General features: G+C 61.3%; 12 protein-coding genes and 2 pseudogenes. 13 read left to right on the top strand and 1 reads right to left on the bottom strand.

Going from position 1 to position 11,999, the window contains the following annotated elements; translation table 11 throughout:
• The first annotated feature begins 30 nt into the window (after positions 1-30).
• From NMA58_RS31980 to NMA58_RS31950, 7 genes and pseudogenes are all read left to right on the top strand, one after another.
• Positions 31-696, top strand: a complete 666-nt coding sequence (locus tag NMA58_RS31980; protein WP_434715230.1) for a Crp/Fnr family transcriptional regulator — start codon at positions 31-33, stop codon at positions 694-696.
• A 78-nt stretch (positions 697-774) separates the two neighbouring features.
• On the top strand, positions 775-1,281 hold the full coding sequence (ccmE, locus tag NMA58_RS31975; protein WP_434715229.1) for a cytochrome c maturation protein CcmE: 507 nt from the start codon (positions 775-777) through the stop codon (positions 1,279-1,281).
• A pseudogene (locus NMA58_RS31970) lies at positions 1,271-1,425 on the top strand (heme lyase CcmF/NrfE family subunit); the annotation flags it as partial. The gene ccmE and the pseudogene NMA58_RS31970, both read left to right, overlap by 11 nt.
• Positions 1,426-1,611: 186 nt before the next feature.
• Complete coding sequence (locus NMA58_RS31965; protein WP_434715228.1) at positions 1,612-2,289, top strand: CBS domain-containing protein; 678 nt, start codon at positions 1,612-1,614, stop codon at positions 2,287-2,289.
• 223 nt (positions 2,290-2,512) lie between these two features.
• A protein-coding gene (locus tag NMA58_RS31960; protein WP_434710177.1) for an IS630-like element ISRel6 family transposase occupies positions 2,513-3,461 on the top strand; the annotation gives its coding sequence in 2 pieces (ribosomal slippage) (positions 2,513-2,848 and positions 2,850-3,461; 948 coding nt in all).
• Positions 3,462-3,612: 151 nt separating this feature from the next.
• Positions 3,613-4,827 (top strand): 5-aminolevulinate synthase, encoded by a 1,215-nt coding sequence (hemA, locus tag NMA58_RS31955; protein ID WP_434715227.1) that lies wholly within the window; start codon positions 3,613-3,615, stop codon positions 4,825-4,827.
• Positions 4,828-4,907: 80 nt separating this feature from the next.
• On the top strand, positions 4,908-6,770 hold the full coding sequence (locus tag NMA58_RS31950) for an ABC transporter transmembrane domain-containing protein (RefSeq protein WP_434715226.1): 1,863 nt from the start codon (positions 4,908-4,910) through the stop codon (positions 6,768-6,770).
• Positions 6,771-6,817: 47 nt separating this feature from the next.
• Here NMA58_RS31950 and NMA58_RS31945 read toward each other — a convergent pair whose 3' ends face one another.
• The gene (locus NMA58_RS31945) at positions 6,818-7,021 is read right to left on the bottom strand and encodes a hypothetical protein (protein ID WP_434715225.1); all 204 of its coding nucleotides are present in this window, start codon (positions 7,019-7,021) and stop codon (positions 6,818-6,820) included.
• A 129-nt stretch (positions 7,022-7,150) separates the two neighbouring features.
• Between NMA58_RS31945 and NMA58_RS31940 the strand changes: the two are divergent.
• The 6 genes and pseudogenes from NMA58_RS31940 to NMA58_RS31915 all read left to right on the top strand — a co-directional run bounded on the left by NMA58_RS31940 (position 7,151) and on the right by NMA58_RS31915 (position 11,980).
• Positions 7,151-7,715, top strand: a pseudogene (locus tag NMA58_RS31940) (threonine transporter RhtB).
• Between the two features lie 178 nt (positions 7,716-7,893).
• Positions 7,894-8,325: an acylphosphatase gene (locus NMA58_RS31935; RefSeq protein ID WP_434715224.1), complete on the top strand. Its 432-nt coding sequence runs from the start codon at positions 7,894-7,896 to the stop codon at positions 8,323-8,325.
• 131 nt (positions 8,326-8,456) lie between these two features.
• Positions 8,457-9,098: a Rieske 2Fe-2S domain-containing protein gene (locus tag NMA58_RS31930; protein ID WP_434715223.1), complete on the top strand. Its 642-nt coding sequence runs from the start codon at positions 8,457-8,459 to the stop codon at positions 9,096-9,098.
• A complete protein-coding gene (locus tag NMA58_RS31925; protein ID WP_434715222.1) occupies positions 9,095-9,943 on the top strand; it encodes an aromatic ring-hydroxylating dioxygenase subunit alpha in 849 nt (282 codons plus the stop codon). The genes NMA58_RS31930 and NMA58_RS31925 overlap by 4 nt, the downstream gene beginning before the upstream one ends.
• Positions 9,940-10,599 carry a glutathione S-transferase family protein gene (locus tag NMA58_RS31920; protein WP_434715221.1) on the top strand — a complete coding sequence of 220 codons (660 nt, stop codon included), beginning with the start codon at positions 9,940-9,942 and terminating at the stop codon, positions 10,597-10,599. The genes NMA58_RS31925 and NMA58_RS31920 overlap by 4 nt, the downstream gene beginning before the upstream one ends.
• Before the next feature lies 1 nt (position 10,600).
• Positions 10,601-11,980: an amidohydrolase gene (locus NMA58_RS31915; RefSeq protein WP_434715220.1), complete on the top strand. Its 1,380-nt coding sequence runs from the start codon at positions 10,601-10,603 to the stop codon at positions 11,978-11,980.
• Positions 11,981-11,999 lie beyond the last annotated feature (19 nt).

The raw sequence follows: 11,999 nt of genomic DNA, 5'->3' as shown, positions 1-11,999 counted from the left end.
CGCACACAGGCCAAAACGAGAGGAAGATCGATGCTTGCGAAAAATCCCATACTTTTGCGGTCTGACCTGTTCGACGGCCTCGACGAGGCGACGATAGAGGAACTCGCTGCCACGGCTCAGTTTCAAACCTTCACACCGGACGAGCGGATCATCGCCGAAGGCCAGCCGGCATCGTTCGTCTATTGCGTGATGAGCGGGTTCGTTCGGCTTTCCAAATCCGAATCTGCTGGGCGCGAGGCTGATATCTGCGTCTGCGAGCCCGGCGACACCTTCGGCGAATATTTGCTGTCGGGCGGCGGCTCCTACGCCTACAGCGCGTGGTCCGCCGACGGAGCGGAGGTGGCCTTGTTCGAACTTTCGGACTTGCGGGCTCTCTCCGATCGATACCCCATCATTCATCGCAACGTCATGCGCATCATGACCCGGCATCTGCTCGGCGCGATGGATTGCATAGCAGGAGACCGGCTGCACACGGCCGCGCAGCGTGTCGCGAACTACCTCGTCAGCCGATGCCCGGCCTCGGCCGGGCAGGCGACGTTTCGCCTGCCTTACCGGAAGAGAATTCTGGCTGGCAAGCTGGGGCTTGCACCCGAAGCCCTGTCGCGGGCATTCGCCGCGCTCGTTCCCGCAGGTGTCGAAGTCAGGGGCAAGATCGTGCTGGTCGACAGTGTCGACCTGTTGCGGAAGGCGTGCTGATATCGGCAACAAGCCGGAAAAGAGCGGGCGTAATTTGACCGGCGTCAACGTGGCGGCGGGAGCCACAGGAGATAAGAGATGACGCGCAAGCAGAAGCGCCTTGCGGTGATTGCTGGCGGGATGAGTTTCATTCTGGCGGCGGTGTTGTTGGTGATGTTCGCCTTCAGCCAGTCGGTGGCCTATTTCTACATGCCGGCCGATCTGGCCAGGACGCCGGTGGCACCGGAGACCCGCATCCGGCTCGGCGGCCTGGTCGGGGCGGGTAGCGTCGTGCGCGGCGCCGGCTCTACGGTGGAGTTTTCCGTCACCGACGGCAGCGCCAATGCAGTGAAGGTCAGATATACCGGCATCCTGCCCGATCTGTTCCGCGAGGGTCAGGGCGTGGTCACCGAGGGCGTGTTTGCCGCCAGCAGCAACGTCTTTGTCGCCGACACCGTGCTGGCCAAGCATGACGAGACCTATATGCCGAAGGAGGTGGCCGACAAGCTGAAGCAGCAGGGGCTGTGGCAGGAAGGCCAGGGCCAGGGCCAAGGACAGAGCCAACAAAATCCGGGGCAGGGGCAGGAGGCGAAAGCGACGCCATGATCCGGCGATGATGGATGTGGCGAGCGTCGGCTCGCTGGTGATGTTTCTGCTCGTCGCCTTTGCCTTCGCCTCCTGACTTATGCCCATGTCGTCTCCGACTTCTCGGTCGAGAACGTCTGGGAGCATTCGCATTCGCTAGTGCCTGCGCGTCGGCGCCATGCGCCGCCTTCGCCGTCAATCCGGACAAGGTGCTGGTCATCCGGCGCTGGGGGCGCTCGCCCGGAGCAAATGTGACGGCGGTCATGAACAGTTTGATGAAGATCAAAGCGGTATGAACACCCTGTCTTTAGCATGTCTCCAAGTACAATCATGATCAGTGAGGCAGCGACCATGCAAGCAAGGGATATAATGACCACGAATGTGGTTTCGATCAGCCCGGTGGTCAGCGTGCGCCATGCGGTCGCGACGATGCTGCAAACTCACGTCAGCGGCCTTCCCGTCGTTGACGACCACGGCCGCGTCTGCGGCATGATCACGGAAGGCGATCTGCTTTTACGCCGGGAGGTCCGCTTTTCTCCCCGCCCGGCGCGGGCGCCGGAGCTGATTTCCGAGATCGATCTCGAACGTTACATCGGCAGCAACGGATGGTGTGTGGCGGACGTCATGTCCCAGGACGTCATCGTCGCCCGGCCGGACAGCGAAGTCTCCGATATCGCCGAAAGCTTGCAGGTGCACCGCATCAAACGGCTGCCGATCGTCGAAGACGAACGTCTGGTCGGGATCGTGAGCCGACGGGATATCTTGCGTGTCATTGCCGAGGCGCCGACGACCGTATTGCCGCGGGGAGACGAGGCTATCAGGCTGGCGGTGCGAACCCGGCTGAGATCAGATCTCGGTCTCACGCCGCAAAAAGTCCAGGTGTCCGTCCGCAACGGGCAGGTGACTGTCGATGGTCAGGTGGAATCCGAGCTCAAGCGCAGGGCGATCAAGGTTCTCATCGAGGGCCTTGGCGGCATTGCCGGCTATAAGGATTGCCTGCTCGTATCACCTGTTCAAACCCAGGATTGAAAGCTCGGTTGCTTTGGCGCGCCGTCATCGCGCCAAATGACGAGGAGGGTTGCTCGATCTGTCAAAATCGAGCAAGCCATCTGTCAACTTCCCTGCTTGACACGGAAACTCCCGACTCGCCCCGCGATGTTAGAGCGGCTCATTGCTTATCGGAATCGGTTCTGGATTCCCAAATCAGCAGATTTGTGATTCATGATGGATGCTGGAATGGAGGCCAGCATCCATGACGCGACCCTATTCGAATGATCTTCGCGAGCGAGTCGTTGCAGCGGTTGTGGACGGTCAGAGCTGCCGGGTGGTGGCGGAGCGGTTCGACATAGCTGTCTCATCCGTGGTGAAGTGGTCACAGCGTTATCGGGCCACCGGCAGTGTGTCACCGGGCAAGATGGGCGGCCATCGCCGACGTGTGCTGGAGCCGCACCGCGCCTTCATCGTCGAGCAGATCGAGCAGACATCGCATCTGACGCTACATCGGCTGAAGGATGAGTTGGCCGCCCGTGGCGTGAGCGTCTCCCACAATGCCATCTGGCAGTTCATGCGCCGCGAGGGCTTGAGCTTTAAAAAAAACGCTGTTCGCCCTTGAGCAGGGCCGCGCCGACATTGCCCGGCGCAGAGCCCGCTGGAAAGCCTGGCAAGACCGCTTCGATCCGAAGCGGCTCGTCTTTATCGACGAGACCTGGATCCGCACCAACATGGCGCCGTTACGCGGGTGGGGGCCGAGGGGCAAAAGATTGCGCGGCTTTGCCCCGCATGGCCGCTGGCGCACCCTGACCTTCCTCGGCGCCCTACGCTGCGACAAGCTCACTGCGCCCTGCGTCTTTGACGGTCCCATCAATGGCGAATGCTTTCACGCCTATGTCCGCCAGCAGTTGATCCCGACCCTCAAACCTGGCGACATCGTCATCCTCGATAATCTCGGCTCTCACAAAGCCAAAGCCATCCGCGACGCCATCAGGGCCGTCGGCGCCAGGCTCTGGTTCCTGCCAAAATATTCCCCCGACCTTAATCCGATCGAACAAGCCTTCGCCAAGATCAAGCACTGGATGCGCCAGGCCCAAAAGCGAACCATCGAGGAAACCTGGCGCCATCTGGGCTTACTCGCCGACACCATCAAGCCAGAGGAATGCGCCAACTACTTCTCAAATGCGGGCTATGCTTCCGTCAAAACATGAAAGGCTCTAGCCCGGCCGCCGGGCTTCCTCTTTGATGGAAGTCAATCGCGCCGAGCTCGGCGAAGCAAACGACTTGCGCCGAACTTGACGGAGATCAAATACCGACCGGCTGCCCCGATGTATCGCTTGACCGTGCAAAAGGGAGCATATGATGGATTTCGAAGCATTTTTCAAAAACGAGCTGGACGGGCTTCATGCCGAGGGCCGCTACCGCGTTTTTGCCGATCTCGAACGTCACCGCGGCAATTTTCCGCGCGCGACGCGCCATACGGCCGATGGCGAGAAGGAAGTCACGGTCTGGTGCTCCAACGACTATCTCGGCATGGGCCAGAACTCGAAGGTGATCGAGGCGATGAAAGCCGCCATCGACCACTGTGGCGCGGGTGCGGGAGGCACCCGGAATATTTCTGGCACCAACCACTATCACGTTCTGCTCGAGCGTGAGCTTGCCGATCTGCACGGCAAGGAAGCAGCACTGATCTTCACCTCAGGCTATGTCTCCAACTGGGCAGCCCTCGGCACGCTCGGCGCCAAGATCCCCGGCCTGATCATCTTCTCCGATGCGCTCAATCACGCCTCGATGATCGAGGGCATCCGTCATTCCAAATGCGACAAGGTGATCTGGAAACACAATGACGTCGCCGATCTCGAGGCCAAGCTCAAAGCCGCCGATCCGAGGGCGCCGAAGCTGATCGCCTTCGAGAGCGTCTATTCGATGGATGGCGATATCGCTCCGATCAAGGAGATCTGCGATCTCGCCGACAAATACGGCGCGATGACCTATCTCGACGAGGTGCATGCGGTCGGCATGTACGGCCCGCGCGGCGGCGGCATCGCCGAGCGCGAGGGGCTGATGGACCGGCTGACGGTCATCGAGGGCACGCTCGGCAAGGCTTTCGGGGTGATGGGCGGCTATATCGCCGCCTCCGCGGCGCTGTGCGATTTCATCCGCTCGTTTGCCTCCGGCTTCATCTTCACCACGGCGCTGCCGCCGGCATTGGCCGCCGGTGCGGTGGCCTCGATCCAGCATCTGAAGGTCAGCCAGTTCGAGCGCGCCCGCCATCAGGACCGGGTGCGCAAATTGCGCTCGCTGCTCGACCAGCGCGGCATTCCGCATATGTACAATCCGAGCCATATCGTACCGGTGATGGTCGGCGATGCCGCCAAGTGCAAGTGGATCTCCGACCTGCTGCTCGACAATTGCCGCGTCTATGTCCAGCCGATCAACTATCCCACCGTGCCGAAGAAGACCGAGCGACTGCGCATCACCCCCACGCCGCTGCATTCCGACGCCGATATCGCCCATCTCGTCGAGGCCCTGCATTCGCTCTGGTCGCGTTGCGCGCTGGCGCGGATGGTAGCGTGATACACCGACTGCGATCAAGGATTTAGCTCGCCGCTCGCGGGACAAGGCGTGAAGCAAGCACCAAGGAGACAACGGCTTTGATGATAGCCCCGCATGACCGGCAAGCCGCCATTTCACCAGAAACAGCCTCCGCAGTTGGCGAGGAGGGCGAGAAAGAATCCCCTCCACGGAACCGCACATTCACTCCGCTCTTCAGCCTGCTTCCGCGTCTTCGCCGCCATAGGTCGCTCTCGGTTTGCGCTCTTCTGGCGCTCACATCGGCAGCGCTCATCTCGCTCGCCCTGCCGATGGCTGTGCGGCGCATGGTCGATCACGGCTTCAACCAGGCGGACGGAGCCTTCATCAATCGCTATTTTCTCATGCTGATCGCCCTCGCCGTCGCGCTGGCGATAGCAAGTGCGGCGCGCTATTACTTCGTCACCACATTGGGAGAGCGGCTGGTCACCGACCTTCGCCTCGAGGTCTTCCACCATATCATCCGGCTTCCGGCGGCATTCTTCGACAGAAACCGTTCGGGCGAAATTGCCTCGCGCCTCGTGGCGGATGCGACCCAGATCAAGTCCGCCATCAGTCTCACAGCTTCGGTGGCTTTGAGAAATTCAATCCTCTGCCTCGGCGCCGTGGCCATGATGTTCGTGACCAGTCCGGGCCTATCGGCAATCGCTCTCGCGGCCATTCCCCTGGTGGTGGCCCCTCTGGTCCTGTTCGGTCGCTCGGTCCGAAAGAAGTCCCGGATCGCACAGGATGCACTTGCCGAGGCTTCGGCCTATGCGAGCGAGATCATCGCGGCAAGCCGCACCGTGCAGGCCTTCAACGGCGAAGATGCTGCAGGGCAGAAATACGGGCGCGATGTCGAACTTTCCTTCGAGCGGACGGTCGCGGCCTCTGGGGCAAGAGCCCTGCTGACTGCTATTGCGATCACGCTGGTCTTCGTCAGCGTCGTCGGCGTGCTGTGGCTGGGCGCCCATAAGGTGCTGGCGGGAGCGCTCTCGCCCGGCAGCCTGAGCCAATTTCTCATCTACGCGGTCATCGCAGCCGGTTCGCTCGGCTCGCTGTCGGAAGTCTGGGGAGAACTTTCTCAGGCAGCCGGCGCCGCCGGACGGCTGTTCGAACTGATGAACGAACAGACTGGCGAGCGCGAACCGCAAACCTGCATGTCGCTCCGCGCCCCCATCCAGGGAGGCATGGAGGTGCATGACGTGCGCTTTTCCTATCCGGGCGCACCGGAAAAGGAGGTTCTGAGCGGCCTTTCCTTTCGCGTTTCGCCAGGCGAAACCGTCGCCCTGGTCGGCCCTTCCGGATCCGGAAAGAGCACTGTTTTCTCCCTGCTCCTCGGCTTCTACGAAAATCAGACGGGCAGCATTTCCATCGATGGTAGGGAGCTTAGTCTCATCCCACCGCAGACCCTGCGCAAGGAAATCGCCATTGTTCCGCAGGAGGTGACGATGTTTGCCGCCTCCGTTTACGACAACATCGCGCTGGGAAGGCCGGACGCGCTGCGCGAAGACGTGATCGCCGCGTCGATCAAGGCGCAGGCCCATGGTTTCGTCACGAAGCTGCCGAACGGCTACGACTCGGTTCTCGGCGAGCGTGGGCTGACGCTGTCGGGCGGACAGAGGCAGAGGCTGGCCATCGCACGTGCCATGCTCAAGAACGCTCCGATCCTGCTTCTGGACGAGGCGACGGCATCGCTGGACGCGGAAAACGAGGCGCTCGTCCAGCGCGGCCTTGAGGAATTGATGGAGGCGCGGACCACGATCGTGATCGCGCACAGGCTCGCCACCGTGCTCAAGGCGGACAGGATTCTGGTGATGGACAAAGGCAGGATCGTGGAAGAGGGGACGCACGCCTCGCTCATGCGCCAAGGCGGCCTTTATACGCGCTTGGCGGAACTGCAGTTCAAGATTCCGGCCGGTCTTGAACCGGAACAGGACGCTGCATGATTGGCGATTGTCTGGCGTCCGCGCAGCAGGACTTTGATCTTCCGGTGCTATTCTTCCAGCAGGAGAGCCGTCGCGAGATAGCCCATGCCGATCGTGCTCGCAAAGAGGTAGATGAACAGGCCCTGAGCGAGATAATTCTGAGGCGCGCCCGCCGCAGCAAAACCGTTCTTCCAGACGAAGAATCCCACGGCGCATCCGATTGCAAAGCCCGTGGCCAATCGAGTGAGCATGAACCTGATCATGCCGGGCATGGCGCTTACCTCTGACATAACCGCAATAAACGTCCGGAGTGCCCGGAATGTTCCGGCCCGCAAATGATCTCTGTCAACGACCGGCAGGCGCGGCCATGCAAGAAGCGAAAGAAACCGGAGACTGTAACAGTGCAACTTCTGCCTTTCGCAGCGGGCGTTTTCACGCTTCTCATCCTGCCCGGACCGACCAACGCCATTTTGGCGATGGCATCTCAGGGGCTGACCTCCGGACGCGCCATCGCGCTGCTAGCCACCGTCCTGTCCGCCCTATCTTGCGATCGTCCTTCCGGCGTCCGGTCTGGCCGCTTCTTTTCTCCGTGACCACCCTCTGGTTTCGCAAGGCGTCAAACTTGTCTCGGCGACCTGGGTTTTGTACTTGGCGCTGCGGCTCTGGGGCATCGGATCGAGTGCCGTCGAGTCTGTGCGTGTCGGGCAGCTGGCCGTAACGACGCTGTTAAATCCCAAAGGGCTGATCATCGGTTTGACAATGGTGCCTGCCGCGCAGGATGTGCCTGTGACAGCCTCCATCGCCATTCTCGCATCCGTGGTCCTGGCCGTTTCCTCGATCTGGCTGTCGATCGGCAGGCTCATCCTCGGACGTGAAAAACAGATTCCCTCGTTTGCCCGGCGGTGCGGATCTGCAACCCTCGTTGCATTCTCAGCCGTGCTGACGCTCAGCGCCCTTGGCGGATGAACTTCCGGCTATCCGCTGCGCGCCGCCGAGCGAACACCTCCGCAAGCCCTCGTGCGGCCAGCAAAGGCTATTGTTCCATAATGTTGATTACGCCAGATTCGCCTGTAGCCGGGGTGGGTTCAAGGATGAAGTGCGACTTGCGACAGATAACGATGCCTTGTCCCGAGCAGGCGCCGGCTTGCAGGTCGACGTCCCTCGGATCCAGCGTTGCGCCGCCGGCGTGGCAGGTATCGATCGGTTGAATGATCCAGGAACTCTCGCTCACCCCTTCCGCAAAAACGGCGAAGCGTTATGTTGTCGTCGACGGGAGAATTCCATGACACGATCACAACAGAGCGAATTACGCGAACGGATCACGATCCTTGGCGACGTCAAGTCTGCCTCGTTCGTCCCGTGGATTCGCCGTCATGCCGACAAGCTCGGCCTTTCCCAAAATTTTTTGCATGCCGGCGCCGACCGGATCGAACTCGAAGTCGCGGGACCTGTCGAACTGATCGACATGCTGGAAGTGGGATGTTCACTTGGGCCGATCGATGTCTGGGTCGACGCGATTCAGCGCAGGATTGTATATGCCACAGACACACCGCAGCCGGAACAGCACCCGAGCTGATGCCCGTTATTTAACCATTGTTGCCAATGCGAATCTTTTATGCAAACCTCTGAAGCTGAGATTGCAAAGCTTGGAAAGCCGCGCTACGTCTGCAGTGTCAAGCCGCTGGTAAGATTGAGGAAATAACCGTCATGCCTTCCGATACGGCCGGCTCCTGGATGCCTGTCGCGCTTTCTGCCGATCTGCCGCCGGCAACCGTCATACCGGCCTGGACATCGGCAGGATCAATCGCTCTCTGGCGCAGCCAGTCCGGGCGCGTATCGGCCTCGTCCGACCGCTGCCCGCATCGCGGCATGCGATTGTCTCACGGCTTCGTGCGGGGCGAGGCCCTCTCATGCATCTATCACGGCTGGAGCTATTCTCCGGCGGGAGGATGTGTTCGCATTCCGGCTCATCCCGACCTGGTGCCGCCGGAAACGATTCGCGTGGCGGTCCAGCGGGTCGAAGAATCAGATGGCATCGTCTGGGTGTCAGTCGGCGAGCCGGTAATACCGCCGCCACGCCTGGATCGTTTCGCGCCAATACGCTCGCTGACGCTGGACGCCGACATAGCGGCAATCGAAGCGGCAGCCGAAGGCAAAGTGGATACGGACGGGTTGATCCATGTCGCCGAATGTCCGTGGGTCCGGCTGTTGCCGGCGGCGCAGATCGCATGCACGCTCATACACGTCCTGGTCGAACAGGATCGCAGCGTCGCAGATCGGATTACGGCATCGCGTATTGCCGAAGCCGTGCGCCGCCGGGCGGAGAAACGCCAGAAGGATGCCGCATGAACGAAGCCGGCGCGATGCTCGATGAATGGTACCCAGTCGGCCTGATCAGCCAGCTCACCGAGGCAGGAAGCAAGACTGCCTTGATGGGCGAGCCCATAGAGGTGGTGCGCACCGCTGACGGCGCGGCGCGGGTTACATCGGGGGACGGACGTGCCCTGCCCGTTCGCCTCCGCTATGGTCATGTCTGGTCTTCTCTCGGTACCCCCGCCAAGGAGATCTTTGCTATTCCCGAAGCCGATCAGCCCGGCCGCCGCTTCGTGGACGTCGGTGTCGTGCGGGTACGCTGCTCCCCCTTAAGAGCAGTCGAGAACTTCCTCGACATTGCGCATTTTCCCTTCGTTCACACCGATATCCTCGGCGCCGAGCCGCATACGGAGGTCGAAAATTATAAAGTCGAGATCCGCGAGAAAGAGGATGAAGTCTGGGCGACGCAGGTGAAGTTCTACCAGCCGCAGGCTGCAAAGTCGGCGACCAGCGGGATAACCACCGAGTATATGTATCGCGTGCCGGCTCCGACCTGCTCGGTGCTTTACAAGACCTGCCCTCCCCGCCCGGGCGAATGGGATGTCATTACCCTGTTCGTCCAGCCGCTTGCGGAAGACCTTTGCGACGTTTGGCCGTGGATGGCCCTCTTCGACGACGTGACGCCAATGACGGATCTCATTCATTTTCAGCAGATGATTTTCCTGCAGGATCGGTCGATCCTCGAAAACCAGATCCCGGCGCTTCTGCCGCTCGATCCCGGCATGGAAATTCCGACAAGGGCCGACCTGACATCGATCGCTTACCGGCGCTGGCTGAAGCGCCGCAACTATCTCTATGGCGCACAGCTGGTCGCACAATGAAGCTCTACGACTACATCCTATCGCCGAGCTGTTACAAGATCCGCCTGATGGCAGCGATCCTCGGCGTCAAGCTGGATATCCGGCCGGTCGATTTCCATCCCGGCATGGAACATCGTGGTCCTGAGCTTCTGGCCCTCAATCCGGCAGGCTCGATCCCGATCCTCGTGGATGGCGAGCTGGTGCTGACCGAATCTTCCGCCATGCTCGCCTATCTCGCCGCTCGATGCGGCCCCGACTGGCTGGGTCTGAGCGCCCCCGAGGAGACGGCGCGCATGCAACAATGGCTCTCTTTTTCGCATCGGCTGACGACAAATCTCGGTGGGGCACGGCTGCAGCAGATGCTGCTGCGCCCCGGCAATATCGAGGCCCTGCAGGCACAGGGGGTCGCGGCGCTGCGCGAACTCGAAGCCGGGCTTTTTGAGCAGCGGCTCCGCGACATGCGGTTCCTGGCGTCGGAACGCGCAACGATCGCCGACATCGCCTGTTTCCCCTATGTCGCACTGGCGCCCGATGGCGGAATCTCGCTCGATCCCTATCCGAACATTCGGCTTTGGCTGCGCGCCATCCGCAGCCTTGAAGGTTTTATCGAAATGCCCGGCATCCACCGGCTGCACGAATTGAAACCCGACCCTCATCCCGTCAACGAGGAGACGTGAGATGGCGGGGTACCTGCTGAAGAACTGCGCAGCGATTATCGTCGACGACGGCAATCGGCCGGCGGTGCGCCGGAACGCCGATCTGCTGACCTGCGGTCCGGCGATCCAGGCGATCGGGACGAACCTGTCGCAGGAGGCCTTGCCTGCCGACACGGTCATTCAGGATGCATCCGGCTGGTTTGTCTATCCGGGTCTCGTCAACACCCATCACCACTTCTTCCAATGCTTCGTGCGCAATCGCGCCGATCTCGACTGGACGAAGCTCTCCGTGATCGAATGGCTCGACCGGATCTATCCGATCTTCTCGCGGCTGAACGAGGATTGCTTCTATCATTCGTCGGTCACGGCCATGGCGGAGATGATCAAGCATGGCTGCACGACGGCCTTCGACCACCAATATTGCTTCCCCCGGCACGCCGGAAAGCGTCTGATCGATCGCCAGTTCGAGGCGGCGGAACTTCTCGGTATGCGCTTCCACGCGGGACGAGGTGGCAACACACTGCCGAAGTCCGAGGGCTCGACGATCCCGGACGCCATGCTGGAAACGACGGACGAGTTCATCGCCGATTGCGCCCGGTTGATCGACAGCTACCACGATTCCGGCGCCTTCAGCATGCGGCAGGTGGTCGTTGCCCCTTGTCAGCCCGTCAATTGTTACCGCGAAACCTTCGTCGAATCGGTCGCGCTTGCCCGTGATCGCGGCGTCCGGCTGCACACGCATGTGGGCGAAGGTGAAAGTCCCGTCATCCAAGCACGGCATGGAATGCGTACGGTCGACTATTGCGCCGAACTCGGCTTTGCCGGGCCTGACAGCTTTTATGCCCACTGCTGGGAGTTGACACACGAGGAACTGCGCAAGATGGCGGCAAGCGGCACGGGTGTCTCGCATTGCCCGGAACCGGTGTATCTGGTGGGCGCCGAAGTGACGGACATACCGGCGATGGCGGCGTTCGGCCTGCGTGTCGGGCTCGGCTGCGATGGCGCGGCTTCGAACGACAATTCCAACCTGATGCACTGCATCCACTCTGCCTATATGCTGCAATGCCTGACGGCCTCGACGCGCGCCCATCCGGTTCCAGCGCCCATCGATTTCCTGAGCTACGCGACCACGGGTGGCGCAAGCCTGCTTGGCCGCAGCGATATCGGCCGGCTCGCTCCCGGCATGGCAGCCGACCTCTTCGCGATCGATACGCGGCGGATGGACTATGTCGGAACCCGCCACGACCCATTGAGCCTGATTGCCAAGGTGGGGATCGGCATGCCGACCGACCTGACCATGATCAACGGACGCATCGTCTGGCAAGCCGGTGAGTTTGTCGGGCTCGACGAGGCACAGCTCTTCGCCGCCGCGGAAGCGGCTCTCGAGGCAGTCGAATTCTAAAAACCAAAAGAGGGAACTG

It is taken from the genome of Rhizobium sp. YTUHZ045 (assembly GCF_051124255.1).
In the GTDB taxonomy this organism is placed as follows: domain Bacteria; phylum Pseudomonadota; class Alphaproteobacteria; order Rhizobiales; family Rhizobiaceae; genus Rhizobium.
This window is presented reverse-complemented; position numbering and strand designations above follow the sequence as displayed.

What these genes read in the sequence shown, in the direction of transcription:
- NMA58_RS31980 (WP_434715230.1), top strand. Translation starts at nt 31, where the DNA reads ATGCTTGCGAAAAATCCCATACTTTTGCGGTCTGACCTGTTCGACGGC.
- ccmE (WP_434715229.1), top strand. Translation starts at nt 775, where the DNA reads ATGACGCGCAAGCAGAAGCGCCTTGCGGTGATTGCTGGCGGGATGAGT.
- NMA58_RS31965 (WP_434715228.1), top strand. Translation starts at nt 1,612, where the DNA reads ATGCAAGCAAGGGATATAATGACCACGAATGTGGTTTCGATCAGCCCG.
- hemA (WP_434715227.1), top strand. Translation starts at nt 3,613, where the DNA reads ATGGATTTCGAAGCATTTTTCAAAAACGAGCTGGACGGGCTTCATGCC.
- NMA58_RS31950 (WP_434715226.1), top strand. Translation starts at nt 4,908, where the DNA reads ATGATAGCCCCGCATGACCGGCAAGCCGCCATTTCACCAGAAACAGCC.
- NMA58_RS31945 (WP_434715225.1), bottom strand. Translation starts at nt 7,021, where the DNA reads ATGCCCGGCATGATCAGGTTCATGCTCACTCGATTGGCCACGGGCTTT.
- NMA58_RS31930 (WP_434715223.1), top strand. Translation starts at nt 8,457, where the DNA reads ATGCCTTCCGATACGGCCGGCTCCTGGATGCCTGTCGCGCTTTCTGCC.
- NMA58_RS31925 (WP_434715222.1), top strand. Translation starts at nt 9,095, where the DNA reads ATGAACGAAGCCGGCGCGATGCTCGATGAATGGTACCCAGTCGGCCTG.
- NMA58_RS31920 (WP_434715221.1), top strand. Translation starts at nt 9,940, where the DNA reads ATGAAGCTCTACGACTACATCCTATCGCCGAGCTGTTACAAGATCCGC.
- NMA58_RS31915 (WP_434715220.1), top strand. Translation starts at nt 10,601, where the DNA reads ATGGCGGGGTACCTGCTGAAGAACTGCGCAGCGATTATCGTCGACGAC.